22 protein-coding genes are annotated in these 26,775 nt (G+C 75.5%); 20 read left to right on the top strand and 2 right to left on the bottom strand.

From position 1 onward, the window contains the following. Nucleotides 1-18: 18 nt before the first annotated feature. The 4 genes from BX285_RS30930 (at nt 19) to BX285_RS30945 (ending at nt 3,592) form a co-directional block, all read left to right on the top strand. Nucleotides 19-828, top strand: coding sequence for an ABC transporter ATP-binding protein (locus BX285_RS30930; RefSeq protein ID WP_121178918.1), 810 nt, complete (start codon nt 19-21; stop codon nt 826-828). After that, a complete protein-coding gene (locus BX285_RS30935; protein WP_121178919.1) occupies nt 825-2,225 on the top strand; it encodes a hypothetical protein in 1,401 nt (466 codons plus the stop codon). The genes BX285_RS30930 and BX285_RS30935 overlap by 4 nt, the downstream gene beginning before the upstream one ends. Continuing rightward, nucleotides 2,222-2,788, top strand: a complete 567-nt coding sequence (locus BX285_RS30940; RefSeq protein ID WP_121178920.1) for a hypothetical protein — start codon at nt 2,222-2,224, stop codon at nt 2,786-2,788. Before BX285_RS30935 ends, BX285_RS30940 begins: the two co-directional genes overlap by 4 nt. 90 nt (nt 2,789-2,878) lie before the next feature. Further along, entirely contained in the window at nt 2,879-3,592 is a 714-nt protein-coding gene (locus BX285_RS30945) for a TetR/AcrR family transcriptional regulator (RefSeq protein ID WP_097234872.1), read from the top strand. A 5-nt stretch (nt 3,593-3,597) separates the two neighbouring features. Here the strand turns inward: BX285_RS30945 and BX285_RS30950 are convergent, their stop codons facing one another. Together BX285_RS30950 and BX285_RS30955 are read right to left on the bottom strand one after the other, a co-directional pair. After that, nucleotides 3,598-4,905, bottom strand: coding sequence for a DUF4157 domain-containing protein (locus BX285_RS30950; RefSeq protein ID WP_121178921.1), 1,308 nt, complete (start codon nt 4,903-4,905; stop codon nt 3,598-3,600). Nucleotides 4,906-5,321: 416 nt separating this feature from the next. Continuing rightward, the gene (locus tag BX285_RS30955; protein WP_183107258.1) at nt 5,322-6,722 is read right to left on the bottom strand and encodes a hydrolytic protein; all 1,401 of its coding nucleotides are present in this window, start codon (nt 6,720-6,722) and stop codon (nt 5,322-5,324) included. A gap of 213 nt (nt 6,723-6,935) precedes the next feature. Here BX285_RS30955 and BX285_RS30960 point away from each other — a divergent pair, with 213 nt between their 5' ends. The 16 genes from BX285_RS30960 (at nt 6,936) to BX285_RS31035 (ending at nt 26,752) form a co-directional block, all read left to right on the top strand. Beyond that, nucleotides 6,936-7,679 (top strand): LuxR C-terminal-related transcriptional regulator, encoded by a 744-nt coding sequence (locus BX285_RS30960; protein WP_097234870.1) that lies wholly within the window; start codon nt 6,936-6,938, stop codon nt 7,677-7,679. 209 nt (nt 7,680-7,888) lie between these two features. Then, the gene (locus BX285_RS30965; RefSeq protein ID WP_259470859.1) at nt 7,889-11,131 is read left to right on the top strand and encodes a hypothetical protein; all 3,243 of its coding nucleotides are present in this window, start codon (nt 7,889-7,891) and stop codon (nt 11,129-11,131) included. After that, complete coding sequence (locus BX285_RS30970; RefSeq protein ID WP_097234869.1) at nt 11,128-11,859, top strand: DUF4255 domain-containing protein; 732 nt, start codon at nt 11,128-11,130, stop codon at nt 11,857-11,859. Before BX285_RS30965 ends, BX285_RS30970 begins: the two co-directional genes overlap by 4 nt. Beyond that, nucleotides 11,856-14,021, top strand: a complete 2,166-nt coding sequence (locus BX285_RS30975; RefSeq protein WP_097234868.1) for an ATP-binding protein — start codon at nt 11,856-11,858, stop codon at nt 14,019-14,021. Before BX285_RS30970 ends, BX285_RS30975 begins: the two co-directional genes overlap by 4 nt. A gap of 159 nt (nt 14,022-14,180) precedes the next feature. Continuing rightward, entirely contained in the window at nt 14,181-15,725 is a 1,545-nt protein-coding gene (locus tag BX285_RS30980; protein WP_097234867.1) for a phage tail sheath family protein, read from the top strand. Nucleotides 15,726-15,800: 75 nt separating this feature from the next. Next, nucleotides 15,801-16,241 (top strand): phage tail protein, encoded by a 441-nt coding sequence (locus BX285_RS30985; protein ID WP_097234866.1) that lies wholly within the window; start codon nt 15,801-15,803, stop codon nt 16,239-16,241. After that, a complete protein-coding gene (locus BX285_RS30990; RefSeq protein ID WP_097234865.1) occupies nt 16,238-16,735 on the top strand; it encodes a hypothetical protein in 498 nt (165 codons plus the stop codon). Before BX285_RS30985 ends, BX285_RS30990 begins: the two co-directional genes overlap by 4 nt. Further along, nucleotides 16,732-16,890: a DUF6760 family protein gene (locus BX285_RS37575; protein ID WP_179852662.1), complete on the top strand. Its 159-nt coding sequence runs from the start codon at nt 16,732-16,734 to the stop codon at nt 16,888-16,890. Before BX285_RS30990 ends, BX285_RS37575 begins: the two co-directional genes overlap by 4 nt. A 3,017-nt stretch (nt 16,891-19,907) precedes the next feature. Next, nucleotides 19,908-20,324, top strand: coding sequence for a hypothetical protein (locus BX285_RS36935; protein WP_143685627.1), 417 nt, complete (start codon nt 19,908-19,910; stop codon nt 20,322-20,324). A gap of 59 nt (nt 20,325-20,383) precedes the next feature. Beyond that, on the top strand, nt 20,384-20,809 hold the full coding sequence (locus tag BX285_RS31005) for a phage tail protein (protein ID WP_097234862.1): 426 nt from the start codon (nt 20,384-20,386) through the stop codon (nt 20,807-20,809). Between the two features lie 73 nt (nt 20,810-20,882). Continuing rightward, entirely contained in the window at nt 20,883-21,605 is a 723-nt protein-coding gene (locus BX285_RS31010) for a LysM peptidoglycan-binding domain-containing protein (protein WP_097234861.1), read from the top strand. Further along, entirely contained in the window at nt 21,602-23,380 is a 1,779-nt protein-coding gene (locus tag BX285_RS31015) for a VgrG-related protein (RefSeq protein ID WP_121178924.1), read from the top strand. Before BX285_RS31010 ends, BX285_RS31015 begins: the two co-directional genes overlap by 4 nt. 75 nt (nt 23,381-23,455) lie before the next feature. Continuing rightward, nucleotides 23,456-23,767: a PAAR domain-containing protein gene (locus tag BX285_RS31020; protein WP_121178925.1), complete on the top strand. Its 312-nt coding sequence runs from the start codon at nt 23,456-23,458 to the stop codon at nt 23,765-23,767. Continuing rightward, entirely contained in the window at nt 23,764-24,204 is a 441-nt protein-coding gene (locus BX285_RS31025; protein ID WP_097234858.1) for a GPW/gp25 family protein, read from the top strand. The genes BX285_RS31020 and BX285_RS31025 overlap by 4 nt, the downstream gene beginning before the upstream one ends. Beyond that, on the top strand, nt 24,204-26,165 hold the full coding sequence (locus BX285_RS31030; protein WP_121178926.1) for a putative baseplate assembly protein: 1,962 nt from the start codon (nt 24,204-24,206) through the stop codon (nt 26,163-26,165). Before BX285_RS31025 ends, BX285_RS31030 begins: the two co-directional genes overlap by 1 nt. Next, nucleotides 26,162-26,752, top strand: coding sequence for a phage tail protein (locus BX285_RS31035; RefSeq protein WP_121178927.1), 591 nt, complete (start codon nt 26,162-26,164; stop codon nt 26,750-26,752). The genes BX285_RS31030 and BX285_RS31035 overlap by 4 nt, the downstream gene beginning before the upstream one ends. The last annotated feature ends 23 nt before the right edge of the window (nt 26,753-26,775 follow it).

Here is a 26,775-nt window from a genome sequence, read left to right on the forward strand (position 1 = left end):
CATGACAGGCACCACCGCATGACGCCCATGACGAGCACGGCCGACACCGCGCCGAAGACCTACGCCTGGGAGATCCGGGCCGACGGCCTGAAGGTCCGCGTCGGACGGCGGAAACTGGCCGTCGACGGGCTCGACCTCGCCCTGGGCACCGGCGCCCACGGCCTGCTGGGGCCCAACGGCGCCGGGAAGACCAGCCTGATCCGGGCGCTGGCCACCGTGCTGCGCCCCGCCGGGGGCGAGCTGGAACTGCTCGGCACCCCGGTGGGCCGGCCGGGCGACCACCGCGCCCTGCGCCGCCGGATCGGCTACCTCCCGCAGGACTTCGGCTACTACAAGCGCTTCACGGTGCGCGAGTTCGTCGAGTACATGGCCTGGCTGAAGGAGGTCCCGAAGGCGGACATCCCCGGGGCCGTCCAGCGGGCCGTCGAGCGGGTGGGCCTGGCGGACCGCGCCGACCACCGGATGAAGACCCTGTCCGGCGGCATGGTGCGGCGGGCCGGCATCGCCCAGGCCATCGTCAACGACCCCGCCGTACTGCTGCTGGACGAGCCGACCGCGGGCCTGGACCCGGCGCAGCGGCTGCGCTTCCGCGAACTGCTGCAGGAGCTCGGCCGCGACACCTGCGTGGTCGTCTCCACCCACCTGGTCGAGGACGTCGCCGCCGCCTGCTCCGACGTGGTGCTCTTCGCCGAGGGCCGGCTGGTCTTCCAGGGCACGCCGCAGGACCTCGCCGCGGCGGGCAGCGCCGAGCACCCGGGCGACAGCCCGCTGGAGCGCGGCTACTCGGCACTGCTGCGCACCTCCGGCCGGCCGGGGGGCACCTGGTGATCGGACGACTCCTGCGCACCGAGCTGAAGCGCTCCGCCGCCCCCTGGCCCGGCCTCGTCGTCGGGGCCGGCAGCCTGGCGGTCTTCTGCCTGATCGACGGGGTCTGGTGGCGGGGCGCCGCAGGGTGGACGGCGCAGTGGACCTCCATGGCCCTGTGGACCCGGTACCTGCTGGCCTTCTGGTGGCCGCTCGTGGTCGGCCTGGGCGCGGTGTACGGGCTTCGCGACGCCCGCTCGCGGATGGCCGAACTGCTGGTGACGACACCGCGGCCGGCCTGGCGCCGGGCAGCGCTGCCGGCCGGGGCGCTGGCGCTCGCGCTGGCCTCGGGCTTCGGCCTGGTCGTCGCGGTCGGCGGGGTCCAGGTCGCCCTCGGCGCCACCACGTTCACGCACCTCGGCTGGCTGCCGATCCCACTGGTGGCGGCGCTCGCCCTGGTCGCGGGGGCCGTGTTCGGCATGGGCGTCGCGCGGACGCTGCCGTCGGTGTTCACCCCGCCCGCCCTGGTGGTCCTCGCCCTCCTGCTGGCGGACGTCCTCGTGAACGCGAGGAGCGACGGGGCACTGCCGTCGAGCACGGCGCCGAACCGGCTCGCCCAGCTGTCACCGTCGATCGCGGAGCCGCGGCAGATGCTGCTGACGCTCGCCGGCTCCGTGCACCTGGGCCAGGCGCTCTGGCTGCTCGGCCTGCTCGCCACCGGCTTCGCGCTGCTCTCGGCGGTGACCCGCCGGGCCCGGCTGCTCGCGGTGCTCCCCGTCCTGGCCGGCGCGGCGCTGGCCCTGCCGGTGCTCCCGGGCGACCCGCGCGACACCTACGTGGTCGACCGGGCCGCCGCCGCCCAGGTCTGCGACGGACCGGTGTGCGTGACGCGGGCGAACAGCTCGCGCCTGCCCGAGCTCGCCCTGCGCGGCAGGGAGGCGCTGAGCGTGCTGCACGGCGTCCTGGGCGACGCGGCGCCGACCTCGGTGCGGGAGGACACCGCGCTGCGCGCGCTGGGCGACGCACGCGGGATCACCGGGGGCACGGTGCTCGTCGACTTCGACGACCGGCTGCTCGACGGGACGACGGGCGAGCAGCTGACCCGCCTGCTGGTCGGGTACGGCCTGGTGCCGAACTGTCGCCCGTACAACGACCGGGAGAGCGGAGACCACGCCGACATCGCGGCCCAGAGCGTCGCCGCGAGCTGGGCCCTGCACGACCCCGGGCTGCGGCCGCTGGAGCAGAAGGGCACGGAGGCGTACGCGCTCCGGACCTGGGCGGAGGCCGACGCCGCCTGGCAGGGCCTGACGGCGCTGCCACCGGACGAGCAGCGCGCGCGGATCGTCGGGCTCCGTGCCGCCGCCCTGCCCTGCCCGGGCCGGAACTGGCGTCCGGTCCTGGCGGGGGAGGAGCCGCGATGAGGTGGTCGGCCCTGTACGCGCGGTCCCGGCAGGTGCCCGCCTCGGCGGCCGTGGTCCTGCTGGTGGCGGCGGCGGTGTGGCTGTTCGACCGGGGCGGCCCGGCGGACCTGGGGACGGTGGTCCTGGCGCTCACCGCGAACGTGGTGGCGGGCTCCGTCGGGCTCGGCGGGCCGGACGTCGTGCTGGAGCGGACGGCCGCGATCCGCTGGGCGCCGCGCCGGGCGGCGCACGTGCTGCTGATCGGCGCGGCCGCCGGTGCGGCACTGCTGGCCGTCCGGGCGGCGGGAGGGCAGCTCGCCCCCGTCGAGGTCGTCGTCCGGGACAGCGCCGGCCTGGTCGGGCTGGCCGCGCTGGGGGCGGTGCTGTGCGGGGCGCAGTTCGCCTGGGCCCTGCCGACCGGCTGGCTCGGGTTCACCGTGCTCGTCCCGACCCCGGACGGCCGGGTGGGGGAGGTGGCCAAGTGGATGCTCTTCCCGCCCGGTACGGCGGCGTCCACCGCGACCGCCGCGGCCCTGCTGGTGACCGGCACCCTGCTCTACGCCGTGGCCGGCCCCAGGCAGTAGCGGATGTGCTGGTGACCCCTCCCGGAGGGGCCGGAGGAACGCTGTTCGTCCGCTACGGAACGCGGTTCGATCCTCCGGTACGCTCGGGCCATGGCATCCACCCCGCAGCAACGCCGCGCAGCGCGCCACCTCCGGCCCGACGCCGAGGCGGGCGCGCTGCCGGCGCGGGGGCGGCGGACGAGGCCGATCACGGTGGACGCCGTCGTCGACGCGGCGCTCGGCATCGTGGCGGAGGAGGGCTACGAGGCGCTGACCATGCGCCGGGTCGCCGCCGCCCTGGACACCGGCCCGGCGTCGCTCTACGCCCACGTCGTCAACAAGGAGGACCTGGGCGAACTGCTCATCGGCCGCCTCTGCGCGGAGATCGACCTGCCCGCGCCGGACCCGGCCGCCTGGCGGCAGCAGATCACCGGCGTCTGCACCCGGCTGCGCGACCAGTACCTGCGCTACCCCGGCCTGTCCCGGGCCGCGCTCGCCGCCGCCCCCACCAACGAGGACACCCTGCGGCTGGCCGAAGGGATGCTCGCCGTCCTGCTCGCCGGAGGCGTCGCCCCGCAGGCCGCCGCCTGGGGCATCGACTCTCTGCTGCTCTACGTCAACGCCTACGCCCTGGAAGCCTCCCTGCGCGGCCACTGCGCCAGTGGATGGGGCGTCGGCCGGGACGAACTGCGCAGCCGCTTCGCCGCGTTGCCGGACACCTTCCCCCAGCTCAGGCGCCATGCCGCCGAACTCACCGCCGGAGCGGGCCACGAACGCTTCGACTTCACCCTGCAGTCGATGCTCGACGGGCTCGCCCGCCACTGAGCCGGTCAGTCCGCCGCCTCGGCGGCCGGCGTGGAGAGGTCGACGTTCCAGGTGAAGTGCCCGGCCGGGCGTGCGGTGATGGGGGCGTCCTTCTCGGGGTCGGCGGGGTCGAACTCCGAGACCACGGTGTGCTGGACCTCCGGGCTGCTCCAGCACGGCGCGTTCCGGTTCCAGGTGCCCGTGTTCCGGGCGACCTTCCAGCGGAACGTGACGGTGTAGGACTTCAGCCAGTACCCGGAGGTCATCGCCGCCGTGGTGGAGAAGCCGGGGTTGTCGTTGAACTCGATCTTGTCCTGCACGTCGTTGATGACCGCGTTGGTGTAGCGCGGCCGGTAGGGGCCGTCCTGCACCCACCCGCGGTTGGACGCGTGCTCCTTGAACTCCTCGCCCGACTCGATGACCTGCACGCTGGAGTCGGAGACCTCCTGCCAGAAGTGGTAGTTGCTGGAGACCCGCTGCGGCGCGCCCGGCGGGTTCTTCAACCGCGCCACCTGCCGGAAGCCGATGCTCTGGGAGGCGCGCAGCTTCTGGGTGGACGGCCCCTCGTACTCCGACTCGAACTCCAGGACGGGCCGGTTGAGGTCCAGGTTCTCCGCACGGGCCTTGCCCCGGGTGCGCCGGCCCGTCGCGGGCGGGCTGCTCCCGCGGATGCCGGCGGTCTCCGCGTCCCGCTTGGGCGGCATCCGCTGCACCGCCTCCCCGGCCCGGGGGCCGGGGCCCGGACCGACGCCGGCGGGCGCCTCCTCGTGGACCGGCGGGGCGGACAGGGCGCGGACGGCGTTGGCCTCCGCCTCGCGTTCCTGGCGGTCGGCGGGGTCGGAGACCCGCAGGCCGTCGCCGCGGTCGGTGCCGGGGACGGGCCCCTGGCGCTGCTGGATGACGTGGGTGAGCTCGTGCGCCAGGGTGTGCCGGTCTCCGCCGCCCTCGCCGAGGACCACGTGGTTGCCGGAGGTGTAGGCGCGGGCGCCGACCTCGGCTGCGGAGGCGCGGGCCGTGCTGCCGGTGTGCAGCCGTACGTCGGAGAAGTCGGCCCCGAGGCGGGACTCCATGTCGCGGCGGGTCGTGCCGTCCAGCGGCCGTCCTGCGGTCCGCAGCACCTCGTGCACCAGGGAGCGCTGCAGGGGCAGTTCCTCCGGCCCGGCACCGGCGGCACCGGCGGATCCGTGCCGGGCCCGCTCGATCCGGCGGGCCACCGCGGCGTTCCCGATCGTCCGTTGCAGGGCCAGGGCACTGCCGGCCCCCGCGCCCGAGCGCACCGGGCGGGTGGCGGCGGGGGAGCGGTCGGCTCGCCGCTGCGGTTCGTGAGCGCGCACGTGATTCCTCCTTCTGGAGGGGTCGGTCGGTGCGCGGGCGGCTCCGTCGGCGCCTCCGGTACGGGAGCAGCACCACGCTACTGCCGAGTAGGCGGGACGTCAGCTGCGCACCGGGGCAGACTTCGCTGCCCCTCAGGGCCGTACTGATTGCCCGTCAGGGACAGGCCGGACTGTCCCGGAAGGGCAGTCCGGCCCGGCTGGTACGGGCCCGGACGGGTTGTCGCAGCCGGTCGGACCAGCGACGGTATCCGGCGGGTGTTGACATGGTCACAGGATGTGAGAGGAGATACGGGAGGGGGAGAACACGTGGACGAACGGGTCGGTCCGGGCGGACGAGGGCCTGTTGACGTATTCGCGGCATCCGGGCACCTTTCCGCCCCGGACGCCCGGAGAGGAAAGTCAGCCTGCACACCGAATCAGTTCCCCTGCCTGATGTCACTCAGCGTCCCGCTGACGTTGAGGAGTTCGTGGCACGTGGCCGCCTGCTTGCCCGAGGCCGGCGTGCCGGGTGACTCGCAGGTCACGCTCGCCGTCACTGCCTGGTCCTCGGGGACCTGGATGGGAGTCACCCAGTGGTAGTCCTGGTTGCGGAAGGTCTCCAAGGCGATGGTGGTGATCGTCTGGTTCCCGGCCGTGATCGTCACCAGCCCCTGGTCGCCCTGGAAGTTGGCGACCACGATGTCGGTGATGTCGAAGACCTTGCCGTGCGGCACCTGGTAACTGCCCGTCGCGGCGGCGCCGTTCGCGGTCTGCACGTCGATCGTGGCGGAGCCCTGCTGCCCGCTCCCGGGCACCGCCAGGCCACCCGGACCGGAGGTCCGGCCGCCGGTGCCCGGCTGCCCGGAGCCGGGCTTGGCCGGGCTGCCGGTGCTCCCGGCGGCGGGGGCCGTCGGCGCGCCGCCCTCGGGAGTGCCGGCGGGCGGCGCGGCCGGGGTGGGGCTCTGCTGGGCGACGGCGACGGCCTGCTCGGCGGCCTGCTTCGCGGAGCTGCGCACCGCCGGGCGGACCAGTGCGAACCAGGCCAGCAGCAGCGCGATCAGCAGCGCCAGGAGCGCGAGCAGCCACTTGGGGAAGACCGGCAGTTGGAGGAACTCGCCCTCCAGGACGGGCCGTTGCAGGGCCGTCGGGGCGGTGGCCGGAGCCGGAGTCGGGGTCTGGCCGTCCGAAGCGGTGCCGCTCGTGCCCTGGCCGCCCCCCTCCGTACCGCCCGGGGCCTCCTGCGGGCCCACCGTGGCCTCGAACGGCCAGGAGGCCGGCTTGCCGAACCAGATCAGCTTGCGGGCGCGCGCCTGCAGCCGCAGCTCGGCAGACTCGCCGGGTTCGAGGCGCAGCCGCTCCGGGGTGACCCGGAACCGCAGGTCCTCGCCGGCCTGACCGGGGGTCAGGGCCACCGTGCCGGGCGCGTTCCCGAGGTTGCGCACCGAGGCCCGGTAGCGTCCGCGCAGCCAGCCGCGGCGGCGGCGCGGCGCGAGCGCCGCCTGCAGCTCCTGGAACGGCGTCACGGTGACCGTGGCCTCCGGCACCGTCACCAGCTCGGGGTGCTCGGCCGGCAACACCCGGATGCCGAGCGGGAACTCCCCGGCCCGCGAACTCGGCGAACGCGGGGGCGCCAGGCGCACCGTCACCGTCTCGGAGGTCCCCGGATAGAGGGAGACCCGGGCCGGCTCGACCGTCGTCCAGGCGGCGCAGTCGCCGACCACCTCCAGCGAGTACGCCTCAACGATGTCCAGGTCGTTGCGTACCGTCAGGGTCGTGGTGGCCACGCCACCGGGCGCCACCGTCAGTGCGGGCAGGCCGAGTTCGGCGGATGTGGTCATGGTGTGACGGTAGGCATGTCGGACCGTCCGGGGAGAGGGCCGTACGGGCAAGCTGTGGGCACGCCCCTTGCCCGCGCGGACGGACCGGCCCTGCCCGGCCCCGTCGCGGCGCAGGCGGGAGCACGAAGACCCGGCCCCCGGCCGGAGCCGGTCCCGCCCGCGGCCGCCGGCCGCCACCACCCTTTGTTTCAAGTGAAGAGATGGAGTACGACGATGACTTCGACCGACACAGCCCGTGAGGAGGCCGTCACCACCCGGCGAACGGTGGTGGCACCACGCTCCGCCGGCGCCCGCCGGGCCGGGGCGGGCATCCCCGCCCAGGTGCGCGGCAAGCCCGCCCAGGTGCCCGTGGCGGTGTACGCGGAGGACATCATCCTGCAGACCGGCGTCGTCCAACAGCTGCGCCAGCGGCCCGAGGTGGAGCTGCTGAGCGAGGCCGACGCGGCGCGGGCGGAGGTCTCCCTGCTGGTGGTCGACGCGCTGACCGAGGCGGTGGCCGAGCACCTGCGCCGGCTGCGGCTCGCCACCTCGGGCCGAATAGGCCTGGTGGTCGGTCAGTTCGAGGCCGGTGGGTTGCAGACCATCGTCGAGAACGGGGTCGCCGCCGTGCTGCGCCGCTCGGAGGCGGACCAGGACCGGCTGGTGCACCTGATCACCGCCCTGGCCAACGGGGAGGGCGTGATGCCCGGGGACCTGCTCGGCGAACTGCTCGACCGGATCGGGATGCTCCAGCGCACCATGCTCGACGGGCGCGGCCTGACCCTGTCGACCCTGACGGCTCGGGAGGCGGAGATGCTCCGGCTGGTCGCCGAGGGCTTCGACACGAGCGAGATCGCCGCCAAGACCTCGTACTCCGAACGCACCGTCAAGAACGTGCTGCACGAGATCATCACGCGGCTGGGCCTGCGCAACCGGGCGCACGCCGTGGGCTACGCCATGCGGCGCGGACTCATCTGAGAGCGCGGGCGCCGGCGTCGGCCCGCAGGCGGGGTGTGAAGACAAGGCCCGGGCCGGCCCGACGGCGGCCACCGGGCCGGCCGCCCCCGGCGGGCTGCCCTCCGGGGACACCGGTCGTTACCCCCGGCTCGGGTGCCCGGGCCCTGTTCCCGGGCGCCCGGGCCGGGGAGACTGCCGGAGACCGCCCCTGTCAACCTGTGAGGTCGAGCGTGATCGGCGCCACCGGCACTCCCCGTTCCATCCGGCGGCCGGCCCGGGCCGCCGTCGCGGTGCTGCTCGCGCTGGCCGCCGCCGTGGTGACCCTGGGCAGCTCCGCCCCCGGGGGCCAGGGCGTCCCCGCGGCCCCGGCCGCCGTGGCCGACCCGGCCGCCGGGCGGATCGTCTTCGCCGGTACCAACCACCGCGGCCTCGGCCGGGTGACCGGCACGGAGTCCAGCACCCCGCTGTTCGGGCCGGGCCCGGTCCACTTCGACCAGGACCCCTCCGCCCGCGGCGACGAACTGGTCTTCACCAGCCTGCGGGACGGCCCGCTGCCCCAGGTCTACCTGCGGGACGCGGCCGGCGCGGTGCACCGGCTCACCACCGGCATGGACACCGCCCACCCGGCGCTGGCCCCGGACGGCAAGGGCGTGGTCTTCGAGTCGCGGGAGCCCCGCGACGACGGAACCCCGCAGAGCGTCCTGTGGGCGGTGAACCGGGACGGCAGCGGACTGCGAAGGATCACCGACGGCGCGGCCGACGAGACCCACCCGACCGTCTCGCCCGACGGCAAGTGGATCGCCTACTCGTGCACCGGCGAACCGTCCCACCGGCAGATCTACCTGCGGCCGTTCACCGGCGGCGCGCCCGTCAAGGTCACCGACGTGAACGTCGGGGACGCCGTCGACCCGACCTGGAACCCGGTGAACGACGACGCGCACCGCAACCAGATCGTCTACACCTGGGACAAGGGCGGCGACCAGGGCCGGACCCTGATGCTCACCTCGCCCACCGGCGGCGACAAGGCCTTCTTCCCCGGCACCGGCTCCACCTGGAAGACCGGCTCCGCCGCCTGGCTGGCCGACGGCACCGGGGTGCTCTTCCTCAGCGCCGACCTGCTCGACCCCAAGGACCCGAGCCCGCAGCCCGACCCGACCCAGCCGCCGGTGGTGAACCTGTACCGGGCACCGACCTGCGACTGCACCCCGCCCCGACTGCTCTACCGGGCCGACCGGCTGACCGCCACGCCGACCTGGCTCGGCCCCCAGAGCGGGGGCGGCCCGGTGGTGGAGCAGACCAGCGCGTCCGGCTCCAACGTCGCCGACGTCCAGGACGTCCGGCCCGACGGCGGCGACCCGCGCGACCTGGGCGTCAGCGTGCTCCGGGAGGACCCGGCCGCCGCCGCCAACACCGATCCCGACCCGGCGGCCGACCCGCTCTTCCACCCCCGCCCCGGCTTCGACCCCTGGTACGAGCGGCAGACCTACACGCCCGACGGCCGGCAGATCGTGGTGACCCGCTACGAGGACTCGCCCGCCGGGCGGATCCAACGCATCTGGCTGGCCGACGCCGACGGCGGCGACCCGCACCCGATGAACCTCGCCGGGCGCGGCCCGCTCGACCGGGACACCGACCCCTCCGTCTCGCCGGACGGCCGGCTGGTCGTGTTCAGCCGCAGCACCCCGGCCACCGGCCGGGAACCCGGGCGCCCGGGACGGATCCTGATCGCCGAGGTCTCCACGGGGACGATCGTCGGCACCGTCCAGCCACCCGCCGGGCAGCAGGGCGCCTCCGACGGCCAGCCCTTCTGGTCCCCCGACGGCAAGCTGATCGTCTTCTCCCGCACCGCGGTGGTCGACGGGAACGCCGGCAACCTGCACCTGTGGACCGTGCCCGCCGACGACCTCACCCGGCAGAGCGACCTCAGCCGGACGCTCTGCCCGGGCGCCTGCAACGTCATCGACGACAGCCCCGCGTTCTCGCCCGACGGCCGGCGCATCGCCTTCAACCGCAAGGCCGGCGACGGCGGCAACAACCGCCGGGACGGCATCCTGGTCGCCTCGCCCACCGGCGCCGACTGCACGGTGGTCCTGCCCACCGGGCTCGACGGGGACAAGGGCGCCTGCACCCGCCCGCTGCCCGAAACCACCGACGCCGGCCCCTTCCAGCCCCGCGACGTCGCCTGGACGGCGAACAGCGCCCAGCTGGTCCTCACCGCGCGCCGCGCCCTGCCGCCGAACTCGCCGGAAGGACTGGCCCTCTACGACTTCGCGTCCCGCAGCCTCACCCCGCTCGACCGGCGACTGCCGGGCCGCCAGAAGGAGCCGGCCGTCCAGCAGTCCGTCGACCTGGCGCTCAGCGCACCCGGGCGCACCCCGGTCGTCCCCGTCGACGGCGGCACGGACGTGACGATCACCGTCACCAACAAGGGCCCCGCGCCCTCGCCCGGCACCGTCCTCACGGCCTCGGTGCCCACCGGCGCCCGGCTCGGCGCGCTGACCAGCCCGGTCGGGACGTGCGACGCCGGGGCGCTGCGCTGCGAGCTCGGCACCCTGGCGCCGCACGCGGTGGTCCGGGTGACGGCCCGTCTGATCGGCACCCGCAGCGGCACCCAGCCCTTCGGCTGGACCGTCACCGGGACGGTGGCCGACCCCAACCCCGAGGACGACTCCGCCCAGACCCTGCTGCCGGTGCAGGACGCACCGACCCCCTCGCCGACCCCCACCCCGACGCCGTCACCGACCGCCTCGCAGACCCCGACACCGCCCGCCACGCCGACCCCCGCACCGCCACCGCCCCCGCCGGCCCCCGACACGGTCCCGGCACCGCAGGCCGGCCCGGAGGTGTCCGTCGACGCCCAGCCCAACCCCGGCTACGTCGGCGGCCGGGTGACCGTCAGCTACACCGTGCGCAACACCGGCCAGGCTCTCGCCACCGGGCTGCGCCTGACCCTCGGCCTGCCCGCGGGCGTGCCCACCGAGGCACTGCCGCCCGGCTGCCGGAGCACCGGCTGCACCCTGGCCGACCTGCGCCCCGGCGGCAGCCAGGTGGTCCGGGTCGTGCTCGCACCCGTGGCCGTACTGGAGACCACCATCACCGCCGAACTGACCACCACCGGCACCGACGCCACCCCCGGACCGCACCGGGCGAGCACCCCGCTGCGCATCCTCCAGCCCCGCATCGTCGCCGTCCCGCCCATCGGCAAGCCCGGCTTCGTGACCTCCGTGCGCGGCGTGGACTTCCCGCCCGGGGCACCGGTGCGGTTCACCTGGCAGCCCGGCATCACCGCCGCCGCGGCGCCCACCTTCCCCCGGGCCGACGGCACCTTCGCCGGTCAGCTGCTCATCCTCCCCAAGGACGAGACCGGCCCGCGGACCATCACCGCCGACGGCCCCGGATTCTCCCCGGTGACCACGCCCTTCCTGGTGGTCGAGGGCAACATCGGCCCGCCGGGGGAGGTGGAACGCCGGTGATCCACGAAGTCGACGAGGCGCTGCGGCTGCTGCTCGCCGAGGCCGGCCTGCCCGAGCGCGGCATCGAGGTGGCCTTCGACGCGCCCACCCGGGACTTCACCGCCCGGCGCACCGCGCCGACGGTCAGCGTCTTCCTCTACGGGATCCGCGAGGAGACCGGCCGCCGCCAGGCCGGCACCATCGCCGAGCACGACGCCGACGGCCTGGTGGTCGGCCACCGCCCCGCCCCCCGCTGGTTCGAGCTGGCCTACCTGGTCACCGTCTGGACCAACCGGCCGCAGGACGAGCACCGGCTGCTGGCCGAGGTCCTGCAGTGCCTGACCGCCGTGGACGCGCTGCCCGCCCGGGTCCTCACCGGGACGCTCGCCGAGCTCGGACTGACCGTCGGGCTCGACATCGCCGGGCGCGACACCGGCCTGCCCTCGGTGTCCGACGTCTGGTCGGGGCTCGGCGGGGAGCTGCGCCCCTCGATCGACCTCAGGCTGCTCGCCCCGCTGCCCGGCGGCCGCACCCCGGCCGGACCGCCGGTCACCGAGGGACTGGTGGTGCGCACCGAGTCCATCGGCCGGGCGGACGCGGCGGACGCGCCGGGTACGGCGGGCACCGGAGGTCCGGGCCGCCGGCTGCGCTACCACGGCGGTACGGACCCGGGAGCCGACGGCTTCGCCGCGCCCCGCGAGCGCGGGCTGCCGCCGGGCCGCCGGCCGAGGGGCGGCGGGGCACGATGAGCCCGGACCTCGGAACGGCCACCCGGCCGGCGCCGACCGGCCCCGACCACCTCTGGGAGCGGCTGCACCGGGTCGAGCAACGGGTCCGTACGGCGGTGCGCGAGCGCCGGGCCGACGACCCGGACCCGGACGACCCGTACCGGGGCCAGTACCTCGGCCCGGAGGCGGTGGAACGGATCCTGGCGGCCTCCGCCACGGTGCACGGCGGCCGTGCTGCGCCCGAGGGCGCCCACCCCCGGAACGCCGCCGCCGGGGACTCGCCCGCGCCGCCGCCCGGCTCGCGGCTCGCCCGGCTCAGCGCCGCCTTCGGGCTGCTGCCGGTGGACCTCGACCTGCTGCTGGTGGCCCTCGCCCCCGACCTCGACACCCGCTTCGAACAGCTCTACGGCTACCTCAACGACGACCTGACCCGCCGCCGGGCGACCATCGGGCTGGCCCTCGAACTGTGCGGACTGCCCGGGGCCGGCGCGGGCCGCTCCCGCTTCTCGGTCCGGGCCCCGCTGATCGCCGGCGGCCTGCTGGAGGTCGGCGAGCCGGAGCGCCCGCTGCTCTCCCGCACCCTGCGCGTGCCGGACCGGGTGACGGCCCATCTGCTCGGCGACGACGAACCGGACGGCGCGCTCGCCGGGGTGGCCCGCCGGGCCGCCCCCGAGGAGCGCCCCTGGCCCGGTGTCGACCGGCCCGCCGCCGACCGGCTGCGCGCCGTGGCGGCGTGCGGCGGGCCGGTGCACCTGCTGGACCGGGCCGGGACGGCCGGCCCGCTGGCCGTGGCGGCCCTGGCGGCCGACGGCCCGCCGCCCCTGGTCGTCGACGCCGCCGCGCTGGCCGCCCGCCCGGCCGGAGGAGTCGTCCGGGTGCTCGCCCGCGAGGCCCGGCTGGCCGGGTGCGGGGTGGTGCTCGGCCCGCTGGACCGGCTCGAACCCGAACGTCCCGAGCGCGCCGCCCTGGTGCGCGAGCTGTGCGCGGAGCTCGCAGGCGCTCCGAGCGTCCAAGAGGCGAGCGGGCGAGTAGCCGTCCCGCTGGTCGTGCACGGCCCGCAGGTGTGGGATCCGGCCTGGGCACGGGAAAGTCCCGTGGTGGTCACCGTCCCGCCGCCGAACGCGCGCGACCGCACCGAGCAGTGGGCCCGCGCCCTGGCCGGGGAGTCGGCCGACGGCGCGTTGCCGCCGGAGCTGGCCGAGGCGGTGGCCGCCTACCGGGTCGACCAGGAGCAGCTGGAGCGGGCCGCCGCGGTGGCGGCCCGGACGGCGGCCGCCGAGCGGCGTCCGGTGCGCGCCGAGGACCTGCGGACCGCCGTACGGGCGCAGAACGGCGCCGGTCTGGCCCGCCTGGCCCGCCGGATCGAGCCCGCGGTCGGCTGGGCGGACCTGGTCCTGCCCGAACCCACCGCCGGCCGGCTGCGCGAACTCGTGCTGCGGGCCCGGCACCGAGACCAGGTGCTCGGCCAGTGGCGGATGCGCCCGGGCGGCGGCCGCGGCAACGGCGTGATCGCCCTGTTCGCGGGGGAGTCGGGCACCGGCAAGACGATGTCGGCCGAGGTCGTCGCCGCGGAACTCGGCATGGAGCTGTACGTCGTGGACCTGTCCACCGTGGTCGACAAGTACATCGGCGAGACCGAGAAGAACCTGGAGCGCATCTTCACCGAGGCCTCGCAGGTCAACGGCGTCCTGCTGTTCGACGAGGCGGACGCGCTGTTCGGCAAGCGCTCGCAGGTCAAGGACGCCCACGACCGGCACGCCAACGTGGAGACGGCCTACCTCCTCCAGCGCATGGAGTCCTTCGAGGGCATCGCGCTGCTGACGTCCAATCTGCGCGCCAACCTCGACGAGGCGTTCACCCGCCGACTGGACGTCATCGCGGACTTCCCGCTGCCGGACGAGGCGCAGCGGCGGGTGCTCTGGGACCGCTGCCTGGGGCCGCGGCTGCCCCGCGGCGACGACCTCGACCTGGACTTCTGCGCCCGGAACTTCGAGCTCACCGGCGGCTCCATCCGGGCCTGCGCCGTCTCCGCCGCCTACCTGGCCGCCGGGACGGGCGCCCCGCTGGGCATGGCGCAGCTGGTCGCCGCGGTGGTCGGGGAGTACCGCAAGCTCGGGCGACTGGTGCTGGAGAGCGAGTTCGGGCCGTGGCTGGGCATCATCGGGGACGCCGGGCGGGGGTGACACGGGCTCCCGTGGGGCCCCTGCTACCTGTGGGTACCGGGGGCGGTGCCCGTCGGGGCAAACGTTCCTGCCCCCGGCGCGGGACCTGCGGACATGTCCCCGGGCGGCGCCCCGGCAGCAGACTCGGGGACGAATGACCGGCCATCCGAAGGAGCGCGAATGCCGTCGTACCTCACCCCGGGCGTGTACGTGGAGGAGGTCCAGTCCGGTGCGCGGCCGATCGAGGGCGTCGGCACGGCCGTCGCCGCCTTCGTCGGCTTCGCCGAGACCGGCCCCTTCCACGAGCCCACGCTGGTGACCAACTGGGACCAGTACGTCCAGCGGTTCGGCGGGTTCACCGAGGGCACCTACCTGGCGCACGCCGTGTACGGCTACTTCGCCAACGGCGGCGGCTCCGCCTACGTCGTACGGGTCGGCGACCCGGCCCGGCGGGCCGCCGGTGCCGCCCCCGCCCGCGCCGTGAGCGCGCCCCCGCCCGTCGCGATCGCCGGCTTCCTCTACTCCGCGCTGCCCGGCGCGGGCGGCGAGGTGTCCGTCGAGATCGCCGACGTGGAGGGCGAGAACGTCCCCGAGGACCGGTTCCGCCTGCTGGTGCGGCGCGGCGGTGAGGTCGCGGAGACGTACGACGTCTCGACCCGCAAGAGCACCAAGGGCTACGTCGTCACCCAGCTGCGCGAGTCCAAGCTGATCGCGGTCGCCGAACAGCCCGGCACCGCGCCGAGCCGCCCCGAGCGCCAGACCCAGGCCCTCGCCGCCGCGCCCGCGACCGGGCCGGTCGCGGCCCCCGCCACCCGGCTCGACCCCGCCGAGTACGTCGGCGACGCGGCCGCCCGCACCGGTTTCTCCGGCCTGGAGGCGATCGACGAGATCACCATGGTCGCGGTGCCCGACCTGATGAGCGCCTACCAGCGCGGCGACCTCGACGGCGAAGGCCTGCGGACCGTCCAGCTGGCGGTGATGTCGCACTGCGAGCAGATGGGCGACCGGATCGCCGTCCTGGACCCGCCGCCCGGCCTCGACGCCCAGCGGATGCGCACCTGGCGGCAGGACGAGGCGGGCTTCGACTCCCGCTACGCCGCCCTGTACTACCCGTGGATCAAGGTCTTCGACCCGGCGAGCGGCCGCAACGTGCTGGTCCCGCCGAGCGGGCACGTCGCCGGGGTGTGGGCGCGCAGCGACGCCGAGCGCGGGGTGCACAAGGCCCCGGCCAACGAGGTCATCCGCGGCGCGGTGGACCTGGAGATCCGCCTCAGCAAGGGCGAGCAGGACCTGCTGAACCCGATCGGCGTCAACTGCGTGCGGGCGTTCCCCGGGCGCGGCATCCGGATCTGGGGCGCGCGCACCCTCTCCTCCGACCCGGCCTGGCGCTACTTGAACGTGCGCCGGCTCTTCAACTACCTGGAGGAATCGATCCTCCTGGGCACCCAGTGGGTGGTCTTCGAACCCAATGACGACCGGCTCTGGTCCAGCATCCGCCGCAACATCACCGCGTTCCTCACCGAGGAGTGGCGGCGCGGGGCGCTGTTCGGCCAGACCGCGGCCGAGGCCTTCTACGTCAAGTGCGACCGCGACAACAACCCGCCGGAGTCCATCGACCTCGGCCAGGTGGTCTGCGAGATCGGCGTCTCCCCGGTGAAGCCCGCGGAGTTCGTGGTGTTCCGGCTGTCCCAGTTCTCCGACAGCACGAGCCTCGTCAACGAGTGACCACACCACACCACCAGCACGGTCGGCGCCCCGTCGGTGCCCCGTCCCGCACTCATCGGAAGGTGACAAGCAGCCATGGCTGAAGGCGATCCGCTCTCCACACACATCTTCGGCGTCCAACTCGGCGGCTACAACGTCGAGTCCGTCAAGGAGATCAGCAACCTGACGGTCGACCAGGAGGTCGTCGAGTACAAGCAGGTGACCCAAGAGGGCAAACTGATCGTCCGCAAGCAGCCCGGCGCCCGGCTGCCCGGCGAGGTGACCATCACCCGCGGCCTCGACAAGAGCAGCGCGTTCTCGAACTGGATCAAGGAGACCCTCAACAACGGGGCGATCAACACCGCGCGCCAGAACCTCACCATCGAGGTCAAGGACACCACCGGTGCCACCCTGCGGCGGATCCAGCTGACCAACGCCTGGGCGAGCCGCTGGGAGGGCCCCACGCTGACCGCGGGCGAATCCAGCGCCGCGACGGAGACCGTGACCATCGTCTTCGAAGAAATCAGTGTCGAGTGAGGCGAAGGATCAGCCTGGACGAACTGCTGGAACGCGGCCCGGTCCAGCAGAGCACGGCCCCGCAGAACCCGGCGCCGCCGCAGCCCGCGGGGCAGGCGGCGCCGGCGGGGCCCAGGAGGCAGGCGCCGCACACCGAGTTCGAGTTCGAGCTGCCGCTCGGCTACGTGGACGACGAGGGCACCGTGCACCGGCACGGCACCATGCGCCTGGCCACCGCCCGCGACGAACTGATGCCGCAGATCGACCTGCGGGTCAAGGAGAACCCGGCCTACCTGAGCGTGGTGCTGCTCAGCCACGTGATCACCAGGCTCGGTGACCTCACCGACGTGCACACCGGGATCGTGGAGCGGATGTACGCCACCGACGTCGCCTTCCTCCAGGACCTCTACCAGCGGATCAACAGCGAAGGCCACACGCGCGCCGCGGTGACCTGCCCGCACTGCGACGGCGCCTTCGAGGTCGACCTCGCCGGTGGGCGCCTGGGGGAATCGTGACGTACGCGCCTGCTCGGCTGTACGAGGAGGTCGCGTACATCGCCTACCACTTCCACTGGCAGCGGGAGGACATCCTCGACCTCACCCACCGCGAACGCGCGCAGTGGGTGCGGGAGATCGCGCGGCTCAACACCCGCGTCAGCGAAGGCGGGTGAGCGGGGTGGGGTTGCGGGACTGGATCGGGCGCCGGAAGGCGGGCGGTGCGGCGGACGGAGGTACGGACGTCGGTGCCGCCCGGGTCGGTGATGCCCGGGTGGGTGCTGCCCGGCCTGGTGACGGCGGCGGTCTCGGGCAGCGGCCGCCGACGGCGGCCGGGGACGGGGGTTGGCGTGCCGTACGGCCGCTGGTCCCGACCCTGGCCGGCGCCTCGCACGGGGTCAGCGACGGCCTGCGGTTCCGGTCCCGGCTCTCCGCGTGGCAGGACCCCTCGCTGTGCGGGCCGCTCGGGCACGCCGTGCTGCCCTCCGCCCCGGTGGGCATCCTGCGGGCGGTGGCGCGGCCGGTCGGGTCGGCCGCCGCCTTCGGGGGCGGGGACGAACTCGCGCTGCCGGTCGTCAGCGGAACGGTCGGGGCCGCGGAGGCGGAGCCGACGGCGGACCTCACTGACTCGGAGGAGTCGGGGGCGCCGAGGCGGGCCCGGCCCGTCCAGCGGCCGGTCCAGCGGGCCGGTGGGCTGCGGCGGCTTCCCGTCCGGTCGGCGCCGCGGACGGCGCGCTCGGGCGGGTCCGACCGGGCGGCGGTTTCGGTGGGCGCTGACGGCAGTGCGCCGATGTCCGCTGAGGACAGCACCTCCCCGAGTCGCGGCGGTGCTGCGGACCCGGCCCGCCCGGTGCGGCCCGTACGGCCGCGTCCCGTCGGCGACGCGCTGACCGTGGCGCGGCGCCCCCGGGCACTGGCCGCGCGCCCGGTGACCGTGGTCCCGGGACCGACCCGGGCGCCGCGCGCTGTCGCCGAGCCGTCGAGCCCGGCGGCGGAACCACCGGGCAGCCCGCACCCGCCCGAGGACGGCGGAGCCGTCGCGCCGACGGCGGCCGGCCCGGCCCCCATCGCCGCGCCCACCAGGAGCGGGCACGGCGGAGAGACGGTCCAGCGGGCTGCTGCCTCGCCGGACAAGGCCGCCCCGGCCCGCCCGGTCCTCGGCGCGCCCCTGACCACGCTGCCCGCGAGCGCCGCACCCGTGGCCGCCACCGGCCCCCGAGTCCCTGACGCAGCCTCGGGCGGGCCGGCCCTGCCGGTCGTCCACGCCGAGGCCCGGCCCACGGGTACCGGCACCAGTACCGGCACTGGCACCGCTACGGCCGGGCCCGAGGCCGCCGAGGGCGGGCAGCGCGCCCGGGCGACCGCCGAGCCGGCCGGCCCGGCCGCTTCCCGTCCCGTGCGCGGCGCCGACGGCGGGACTCCCGTGCAGCGCACGTCGTCGTCCGCAGCCGCCACCCCCTCGCCCGCGCCCTCGTCGCCGAGCTCGCGGACCTCGGAGACAGTGCTGACAGCGCCGACCTCGCCGACTGCCGAACGGGCCGGACACGCGCGTCCCGAGCAGACCCCGGCCCGTACGCGTGGGGGCCTCGGCGCGCCCCTGGACGCGCTGCCGCCGACGGCTGCCGCGCCGGGTCGAACGGCGCCGCTGCTCGGCGGGCGAGCGCCGGCCGGGCGGATCGCGGGCCCGACGATGGGCGATGCCACCGGCGGCGGCAGCAGCGGGAGCGTGCCGACGCAGAGCACGCCGCCCGCCGCCCTGCCACTGGCCGGGGAGCGGCCGCGGGTGCAGCGAGCCGTCCCGCGTTCCGGTGATGATTCGGCGGACCCGGCGGGTCGATCTCAGGGTGGGGACGGCTCCACCGGTGTCGGGCTGCGTGTGCAGCGTTCCGATGCCGGCTCGGGGGCTTCGGCAGGCCGGTCTCAGGGATCAAGGGTTCCCACCGCCGCTGCGCCTTCGATCGGCGAGGCGCCGCATGTGCAGCGTGCTGTGCGGCGTTCCGGCGAAGGCGGCGTGGAACCGGCGGCCCGGCCGCTTAGTGGCGATGACGGACGGGCGGATTCCGGTACGGCTTCCTCTGGCACCGGTCCGGAACGTCGGCCGGGCGCTGCGCCGCAGCCGGTCGTCCCCGCGACCCGGGCGGCCGGCTCGGCCGGCTCGGCCGGCTCGGCCGGCGCTGCCGGGGCCCCGCAGGGGGGCGGGAGCGGCCCGGTGGTTCCCGTGCGGCCGTCGGCCGGGGGCCTGCGGGTGCAGCGTGCCGCGCAACTCGGTGTCCTGAGGCGGGGGTTGATCGGGGAACGTCCGATGAAGGTCACCCTGGCGGCCTCGGCGACGCCACCCGCGACCGGGACGGCTACCGGGACCGGCGCAGGCAGGGCGGTAGCCGCCCCGCCCGTGGTGCCGGCCGTCTGGCCCAGGGCGCTCCAGTCGGGCACGGACGGCGAACCGGCCGCCGAGCCGACGGCGCCCGGCGGCCCCGGGCGTCGGCCTGCGGTTGCCGTGCAGCGCTCGGGTTCCGGTGCGCGGCAGACGCCGGGCGCCGCGGACAGTCGTAGCGCCGTCGGGCAACCGGGGCCGCAGGCAAGCCCCGTGCGATCCGGTGCTTCCGGCGCCGCAGCCGCGGCCGCAGCGGCGCCGGCTCAGGCGGGTGGCGCGGGCGGCGCGGGTGGTGCGGTGCAGCGTTCGCGCGTGCGGGGTTCGTCGGAGGGCGGGCGTGACCGGCTGGCGACGGACCGCCCGTCCGGGCTGGTGCGCAGGGCCGTGGGCGCGGTGCAGAGCGCGCGGGCGCGGCGCTCCTCGGGGCAGGCAGCCGGCCGGGGGAGCGCGGATCGGCCGTCGGACCAAGAGAGTTCGGTGCCGAGCGGTCGCAGCAGCCAGATCGGCCAGAGAACCCACGGCGGCGGTACGACCGCGGGCCGCCCGGCCGTGCAGCGTCTCGCCGCACCGGCGTCCGCCGGTCGCCCCGGCCGCGGCGGATCCGCCGCACCGGCCGCCGTGGTGACGGTGCCGCGCCCGCCCGTGGTCCGGCCCACGCCGCTGGCGGCCCCGTCGCTCCAGCGGCTTCCGGCCGCCTCCCCACCGCCCCCGCCGTCCCCGCCCTCCCCGTCTCCGCAGGCGTCCTGGACGCAGCCGGGTCCGGGTGGTGCGACGGGCCCTCGGCTCAACGCCGTGTCCTCGCCCGTCGTGTCGCGCGCCATGAGCGCTGTTCCGTCCGTACGGCCCGCCGCGCCCGCCCGGACCGGACCCGCTCACACCTGGCCCGCCCAGACCACGCCCGTGCCGCCGTCGCCCTCGCCCTCGCCGTCATTGCCCGGTACGGCGCAGGTGTTGCAGCGGGTGGCCGAGCAGGCGGGTCTGGTCGGGGTGCCGCTGACCGCGGTGCCGGCGCGCACGCCGACCACGGTGCAGGCCGCCCCGGCGCCCGGCTCGCCCGCCCGGACCACTTCCGCGCACCACGGTGACGGACGACCGCCGTCCGAGCCGGGCGGCGTCGGGCTCGGCGAGCTGGACGAGTTGGCCCGGCGGCTGGTCGAGCCGGTCGGGCGGCTGCTGCGCACCGAGCTGCGCCGGGGGAGGGAGCGCAGCGGGCGGCCGTACGACGGGCGCCGCTGAGCACAGCAGGCCGCAAGCAGGACGCACCAAGCAGGAGCAGGAAGCAGGGAACGGAACCGATGACCGACAACATCTTCGCGACCAGCGTGTTCTTCAGCCTGACCATCGGCGGCAACGACCTGGGCGAGTTCACCACCTGCTCGGGGCTCGGTGCCCAGGTCGAGATCGAGCAGTACGCGGAGGGCGGCAACAACGGCTTCGCCTGGCAGCTGCCGGGCCGGATCACCTGGACGAACATCACGCTGACCCGCGCGGTCACCGCGGACAGCGCCAAGATCACGCGCTGGCTGGGCGAGATCGTCCGGAAGGTCGAACCGAAGGACGGGGAGATCGTGGCACTGCGCCCCGACCTGAGCCGGATCATCGGCTGGCAGGTGCTCGGGATCGTCCCGGTGCGGTGGGAGGGCCCGTCCTTCGACCCGTCCGGTTCCCAGGCCGCGATCGAGACCCTGGAGATCGCCCACGCGGGCCTCCGCCCCTCCTGACGTCCACGTCCACGTCCACGTCCGCAACCCGCCCCGCCCACCGACCGTACGACCCATCGTGAGGAGCACCAGGATGTCCGCAGCGGTCCCCGCGAGCGTGACCCGGGCCCAACTGACCATCATGGAGCCCCCGTCGACGGTCGGCGCCCAGCCCGGCGGGACGCTCGCGCAGCTCCGGCTCCAGTTCAACCCGGCGACCCTGGTGCTGCGCAAGACCACCGAGTGGCGGCGCACGCCGTCCCGGATGGCGGGCCAGTCCGCGCTGCCGGAGTTCGTCGGCAGCGGTCCGCGTTCGCTCTCCCTCGACGTGTTCCTGGACTCGACCGCGACCCACGACAACTCGGTGGAGCGGGCGGTGGAGCAGCTGATGACGGCGTGCGTGCCGACCCCGACCAGCCTGGCGCGCAAGACGCCGGCCAGCCCCTGGATCCGGCTGGACTGGGGCACCCTGAAGACGACGTCGTTCAACGGCGTGCTGACCGGCCTGTCCGTCACCTACACGCTGTTCGACGTGGACGGCAATCCGCTGCGCGCGGTCTGCTCGCTCTCCATCGACGAGGCCAGCGTGGACCCGGCCGGGCAGAACCCGACCTCCGGTTCGCCCGAGGCCCGCAGCACCCACCGGGTGATCGCGGGCGACAGCCTGCCGCTGCTCGCCTGGCGCGCGTACGGGGACGCGACGGCGTGGCGGGCCATCGCGGAGGCCAACGACATCGAGGATCCGCTGGCGCTGGTCCCCGGCGCGGAGCTGATCGTGCCGGGGATCGACGAACTGACCCGGGGCGGGCGGCGATGACGACTCCCGAGGCCCGGGGCGGCCGGCCGTTCGCCGCGGATCCCGTTGTCGAGGCACCGGGCCCGCTGCCGCCGGCCTGGGCGGCGCAGTTGGTCTCCTGCGACATCGAGGAGAGCGTCGGCCTGCCCGACACGGCCGTGCTGAGCTTCCGGGACGCGGACCACACCTTCCTCGCCGCGACGGGCATCACCATCGGCACCCCGCTGCGGGTGTCCGTGGTCACCGTGCAGGGGCACACCCAGGTGCGGCTGTTCACCGGCGAGGTGACGGCCCTAGAGCTGGAGGTGGACACCACCGGCTCGTACACCGTGGTGCGGGCGTCGGCGGTCACCCACCGCCTGATGCGCGGGCGCCGGGTGAAGGCCTTCCGGAACATGACGACCGCCGACATCGTCCGCGAGGTCGCCGCGGGCGCGGGCCTGTCCTGCGGCCGGGTCGACGCGTTCCCGGTGGTCCACCAGCAGCTGTCCCAGGCGAACGTCCCGGACTGGGAGTTCCTGCAGTTCCTGGCGCAGGAGAGCGGCGCGCAGGTGCGGGTGGACGACGACGGGCGGCTGGAGTTCGTCCGGCCCGAGCCCGCGTCCGGCGCCCCGGCGCCGTCCACCCCGGCGCCGCAGAGCCCGATGGTCCTGGAGTACGGGCGCAACCTGCTGGAGCTGCGCGGGGTGCTCACCGGTGCGGCCGGCGCGGACACCGTCGAGGCGCGCGGCTGGAACGTCACCACCAAGAGCGCCCTGGTCGCCACCGAGCCCTCGGTGACCTCCCGCACGGTGCTGCCCGGGATGAGCGCCTCGGTGGCGGCCTCGGCCTTCCCCGGCCGGGCCAAGCTGACCGTCGCCGACACCCCGTACCGCACCCAGGCGGAGACGGCCGCCGTGGCCCGCTCGGTGGCCGCCTCGGTGGCCGCCGGCTTCGGCGAGCTGGAGGCGGTCGCCGAGGGCAACCCGCGGCTGCGGGCGGGCAGCGCCGTCGCCCTGGGCAACGTCGGCGCCGCCTTCTCCGGCCGCTACACCGTCACCGGGGTGCGCCACCTGATCGAACCCTTCCGCGGCTACCGCAGCACCGTGGTGGTCAGCGCCTCGCCGGACCGCTCCCTGGCCGGGCTCGTCACCGGCGGCAACGCGCCGCCGCGCGGGCCGCGGATGCCGGGCCTGGCCGTCGCCGTGGTCACCGACGTCCGGGAGCCGGGCGACGGGCAGCGCGGCTGGGTGAAGCTGAAGTTCCCCTGGCTGGACGACACGTACGTCTCCGACTGGGTGCGCACCGTGCAGTGGGGCGGCCACGGCGGCGGCGGGGTGGTCAGCCCGGAGGTCAACGACGAGGTGCTGGTCGGCTTCGAGCAGGGCGACCTGGACAGCCCCTACGTGCTGGGCGGCCTCTACAACGGCGTGGACAAGCCCTCGCCGCACGACGTGCCGCTGGTCGACGCGGCCTCCGGCAAGGTCAACCGCCGCTCGGTGGCCTCCCGTTCGGGCCACCGCCTGGAACTGCTGGACGTGCCGGGCGGCGCCTCCGGGGTCCGGCTGGCGAGCGGGGACAAGAAGCTGGAGGTCAAACTCGACCAGCAGAACGGGGAGATCGTGCTGACCGTCCACGGCGCGGGCGGCGCGGCGGGGAGCACGGTGCGCCTCTCCTCCTCCGGGATCACCCTCGACGCGGGCACCGGCGAGGTGAACGTGCGCGGCGCCTCGGTGACGATCCGCGGCACGACCGCCGTCACCGTGGACGGCGGGGCCGAGGCGATCCTCAAGGGGGCGTTCGTGCGCATCAACTGACGATGCATCAAACAGTCGCAGCTGTTCTACAGTTCACCCCACCGCACCACCGCACCATCGAAACGGAGACCGTACATGCCCCCCGCAGCCCGGACCGGCGACCTCACCGACCACGGCGGCGCCCTCACCACCCCGCCGCCGGGCGCCGTCAGGGTGGCGACCGTGCTGATCGGCGGCCGGCCCGCCGCGGTGGTCGGCAGCATCCACGCCTGCGTCCCGCACGTGGAGCTGGGCCCCGCCAACCTCGTGGAACCCGCCATGGGCGGAGTGACCGGGGGCGTGGTCCTGATCGGCGGGCTGCCCGCGGCCCGCATGGGGGACAAGACGACCTGCGGCGCCACCATCACCAGCGGCGCGTTCAACGTGCTGATCGGAGGCACCGTATGACCAGCAGTTTCATCGGCCGCGGCTGGGCCTTCCCGCTGCGGGTCAACGCCACCGGCGGCATCGGCATGGTGGAACGGGACCGGGAGATCGCCGAAGCCATCCGGCTGATCCTCGGCACCGCCCCCGGCGAACGCCCGATGCGCCCCGAATTCGGCTGCGGCATCCACGAGTACGTCTTCGCCCCCGGCGACAGCACCACCGCCGGGCGGATCGCGCGCGAGGTGCGCATCGCCCTGGAACGCTGGGAGCCGCGGATCGAGGTGGACGACGTGGTGATCGCCTTCGACCGGGTGGACGAGGGCACCCTCTACATCGACGTCCACTACACCGTGCGCGCCACCAACGACCGCCGCAACCTGGTCTTCCCCTTCTACACCATCCCGGAGCACCCCGATCCGGACCGGGAAGCGGCCATGGCGGACGGGAGCGCCGGCTGATGGCCCTGCCCTCCCCGAACCTGGACGACCGCCGCTTCCAGCAACTCGTGGACGAGGCCAAGCGCTACGTCCAGCAGCGCGCACCGGAGTGGACCGACCACAACGTCTCCGATCCGGGCGTCACCCTCATCGAGACCTTCGCCTACCTGGTCGACCAGCTCCTCTACCGGCTGAACCGGGTTCCCGAGAAGAACTACGCAGCCTTCCTCGACCTGCTCGGCATCCGGCTCTTCCCGCCCGCCGCGGCCCGGGCCGAGGTCGACTTCTGGCTCTCGGCCCCGCAGCCCGAGACGGTCCTGCTGCGGGCGGGCACCGAGGTCTCCACGCTGCGCACCGAGACCGACGACGCGGTGGTCTTCGCCACCGCCGAGGACCTGCCGATCGTTCCCAGCGAGCTGGAACGCCTGGTCACCGTCCACGCCGGCGGCGAGCAGTCCGACCGTACGGCCCGGATCGCCGACGGCGCCGACGTGCCCTGCTTCCAGCCGCGCCCGGAGGCCGGGGACGCCATGCTCTTCGCCCTGCCCGCCGTGGTGCCGCGCTGCATCCTGGTCGTCCGGCTGGACAGCCGGGTGGAGGGCGTCGGCGTCGACCCGCGCCAGCCTCCGCTGGCCTGGGAGGTGTGGGACGGCTCCCGCTGGATCGGCTGCGAGACCGGCAGCGACACCACCGGCGGCCTCAACCGGCCCGGCGAGGTGGTGGTCTTCGTGCCCGCCGGGCACACCGCGTCGGTGGTCGCCGGACGGCGGGCCGGCTGGCTGCGCTGCCGGGTCACCGAGCCGCGGCCGGGCCAGCCGTTCTACTCCGAGTCCCCGACCATCCGCCGGGCCGAGGTGTTCACGGTCGGCGGCACCGCGACCGTCGTCCACGCGCAGACCGTCACCGACGCGCCGCTCGGCTCCTCGGAGGGCGTCGCGGGCCAGCGTTTCCGGCTCGCCCGGCCGCCGGTCCTGCTCGACGGCGAACCCCCGGTGGTCGAGGTCGCGGCCGGCGAGGGCTGGCAGCCGTGGACGCTCGTGGAGCACTTCGGCGACTCCGCGCCGACCGACCGGCACGTGGTGCTCGACGCCACCACCGGCGAGTTCCAGTTCCCGCCCGCGGTCCGGGAGCCGGACGGCAGCCTGCGCGCCTTCGGGGCGGTGCCGCCCAAGGGCGCCCAGCTGCGCGTCCCGCACTACCGCACCGGCGGCGGGACGGCGGGCAACGTCGCCCGCGGCACCCTCACGGTGCTGCGCAGCTCCGTCCCGTACATCGCCCGGGTGGACAACCGGGAGGCAGCCCGCGGCGGAGTCGACGGCGAGACGGTGGAGAACGCCAAGCTGCGCGCCCCGCACCAGCTGCGGCTGCAGGAACGGGCCGTCACCGCAGGGGACTTCGAGCTGATCGCCCGGCAGGCCGCGCCCTCCGCCGCCCGGATCAGCTGCGTGCCCGCCGGCGGCGGGGAGGCGGGGGCGGTGCGGGTGCTGGTCGTCCCCGACGCCGTCGCGGACGACGGCGACCGGCTGCGGTTCGAGCAACTGATCCCCGACGAGCAGGTGCTGGCCGCCGTCGCGACCGCCCTGGACGAGCGGCGGCTGATCGGCACCCGGATCGCCGTACAGCCCCCCGCCTACCAGGGCGTGACGGTGGTCGCCCGGCTCACCACCCGCGACACCGACCCCGACCGGGTCCGTGAAGCGGTGCTCGCCGCGCTCTACCGGTACCTCAACCCGCTGCGCGGCGGCGCCGACGGCCGGGGCTGGCCGTTCGGCCGGGCGGTGCAGTACGGGGAGGTGTTCGCGGTGCTCCAGCAGGTCGCCGCCGTCGCCGGGGTCGAGGAGCTGCGGCTGTTCCCGGCGGACCCGATCACCGGGCGCAGGGGCGCCCCCGCCGAGCGGGTCGAGGTCCCGCCGGACGCCCTGGTCTTCTCCCACCAGCACCAGGTCGTGGTGACGGCGGCGGAGGAAGGCGGGTTCTCATGAGCAATCGGGCTGCCGTTCCGGGACTGCCCAGTCCGCACCCGATCGGCGCGCTGCTTCCCGCGCTGTTCGCCGAGGACGACTTCGCCCAGCGGTTCACGGCCGGCCTGGACACCGTCCTCGCCCCGGTCTTCGCCACCCTGGACAGCCTGCCCGCCTACTTCCGGCCGGGGCTGGCGCCGGCCGACTTCCTGGACTGGCTGGCCTCCTGGGTCGCGGTGGAGGTCGACCCGGCCTGGCCGCTGGAGGTCCGCCGGGCGGTGGTCGGGCGCGCGGTGGAGCTGCACCGGTGGCGCGGCACCCGGCGCGGACTCGCCGAACGGCTGCGGCTGGTGCTGGGCGCCGGTGTCGAGATCGTGGACGGCGGCGGGGTCTCCTGGTCCACCGACCCCGGGGCGGCGCTGCCGCCCGGACCGCCCGCGCCGCCTGCGTCGATCGGTGCGGGCGAGGTACTGATCCGGGTCTGGCCGCTGCACGGTCCGGTACCGGACGAGGAGCGGGTGCTGTCCGTCGTCAGGGCGGGCTGCCCGGTCCATCTGAGCTTCCGGGTGGAGATCCTGCCCGGTCCACCCGGCCGAGCGGAGGGCTGACGGATGCCGGTGTGCCCCGACTG

Origin of the sequence: Streptomyces sp. 1114.5 (assembly GCF_003635085.1) — a bacterium.
Lineage (GTDB): Bacteria > Actinomycetota > Actinomycetes > Streptomycetales > Streptomycetaceae > Kitasatospora.

Bases quoted from the DNA above. Each gene is read 5' to 3' on its own strand.
- BX285_RS30960 (WP_097234870.1), top strand. From the start codon at position 6,936: ATGACTTCGACCGACACAGCCCGTGAGGAGGCCGTCACCACCCGGCGA.
- BX285_RS30975 (WP_097234868.1), top strand. From the start codon at position 11,856: ATGAGCCCGGACCTCGGAACGGCCACCCGGCCGGCGCCGACCGGCCCC.
- BX285_RS30955 (WP_183107258.1), bottom strand. From the start codon at position 6,722: ATGACCACATCCGCCGAACTCGGCCTGCCCGCACTGACGGTGGCGCCC.
- BX285_RS30930 (WP_121178918.1), top strand. From the start codon at position 19: ATGACGCCCATGACGAGCACGGCCGACACCGCGCCGAAGACCTACGCC.
- BX285_RS30945 (WP_097234872.1), top strand. From the start codon at position 2,879: ATGGCATCCACCCCGCAGCAACGCCGCGCAGCGCGCCACCTCCGGCCC.
- BX285_RS31005 (WP_097234862.1), top strand. From the start codon at position 20,384: ATGACCGACAACATCTTCGCGACCAGCGTGTTCTTCAGCCTGACCATC.
- BX285_RS30940 (WP_121178920.1), top strand. From the start codon at position 2,222: ATGAGGTGGTCGGCCCTGTACGCGCGGTCCCGGCAGGTGCCCGCCTCG.
- BX285_RS30985 (WP_097234866.1), top strand. From the start codon at position 15,801: ATGGCTGAAGGCGATCCGCTCTCCACACACATCTTCGGCGTCCAACTC.
- BX285_RS30980 (WP_097234867.1), top strand. From the start codon at position 14,181: ATGCCGTCGTACCTCACCCCGGGCGTGTACGTGGAGGAGGTCCAGTCC.
- BX285_RS31010 (WP_097234861.1), top strand. From the start codon at position 20,883: ATGTCCGCAGCGGTCCCCGCGAGCGTGACCCGGGCCCAACTGACCATC.
- BX285_RS31020 (WP_121178925.1), top strand. From the start codon at position 23,456: ATGCCCCCCGCAGCCCGGACCGGCGACCTCACCGACCACGGCGGCGCC.
- BX285_RS36935 (WP_143685627.1), top strand. From the start codon at position 19,908: ATGAGCGCTGTTCCGTCCGTACGGCCCGCCGCGCCCGCCCGGACCGGA.
- BX285_RS31015 (WP_121178924.1), top strand. From the start codon at position 21,602: ATGACGACTCCCGAGGCCCGGGGCGGCCGGCCGTTCGCCGCGGATCCC.
- BX285_RS31025 (WP_097234858.1), top strand. From the start codon at position 23,764: ATGACCAGCAGTTTCATCGGCCGCGGCTGGGCCTTCCCGCTGCGGGTC.
- BX285_RS31035 (WP_121178927.1), top strand. From the start codon at position 26,162: ATGAGCAATCGGGCTGCCGTTCCGGGACTGCCCAGTCCGCACCCGATC.
- BX285_RS31030 (WP_121178926.1), top strand. From the start codon at position 24,204: ATGGCCCTGCCCTCCCCGAACCTGGACGACCGCCGCTTCCAGCAACTC.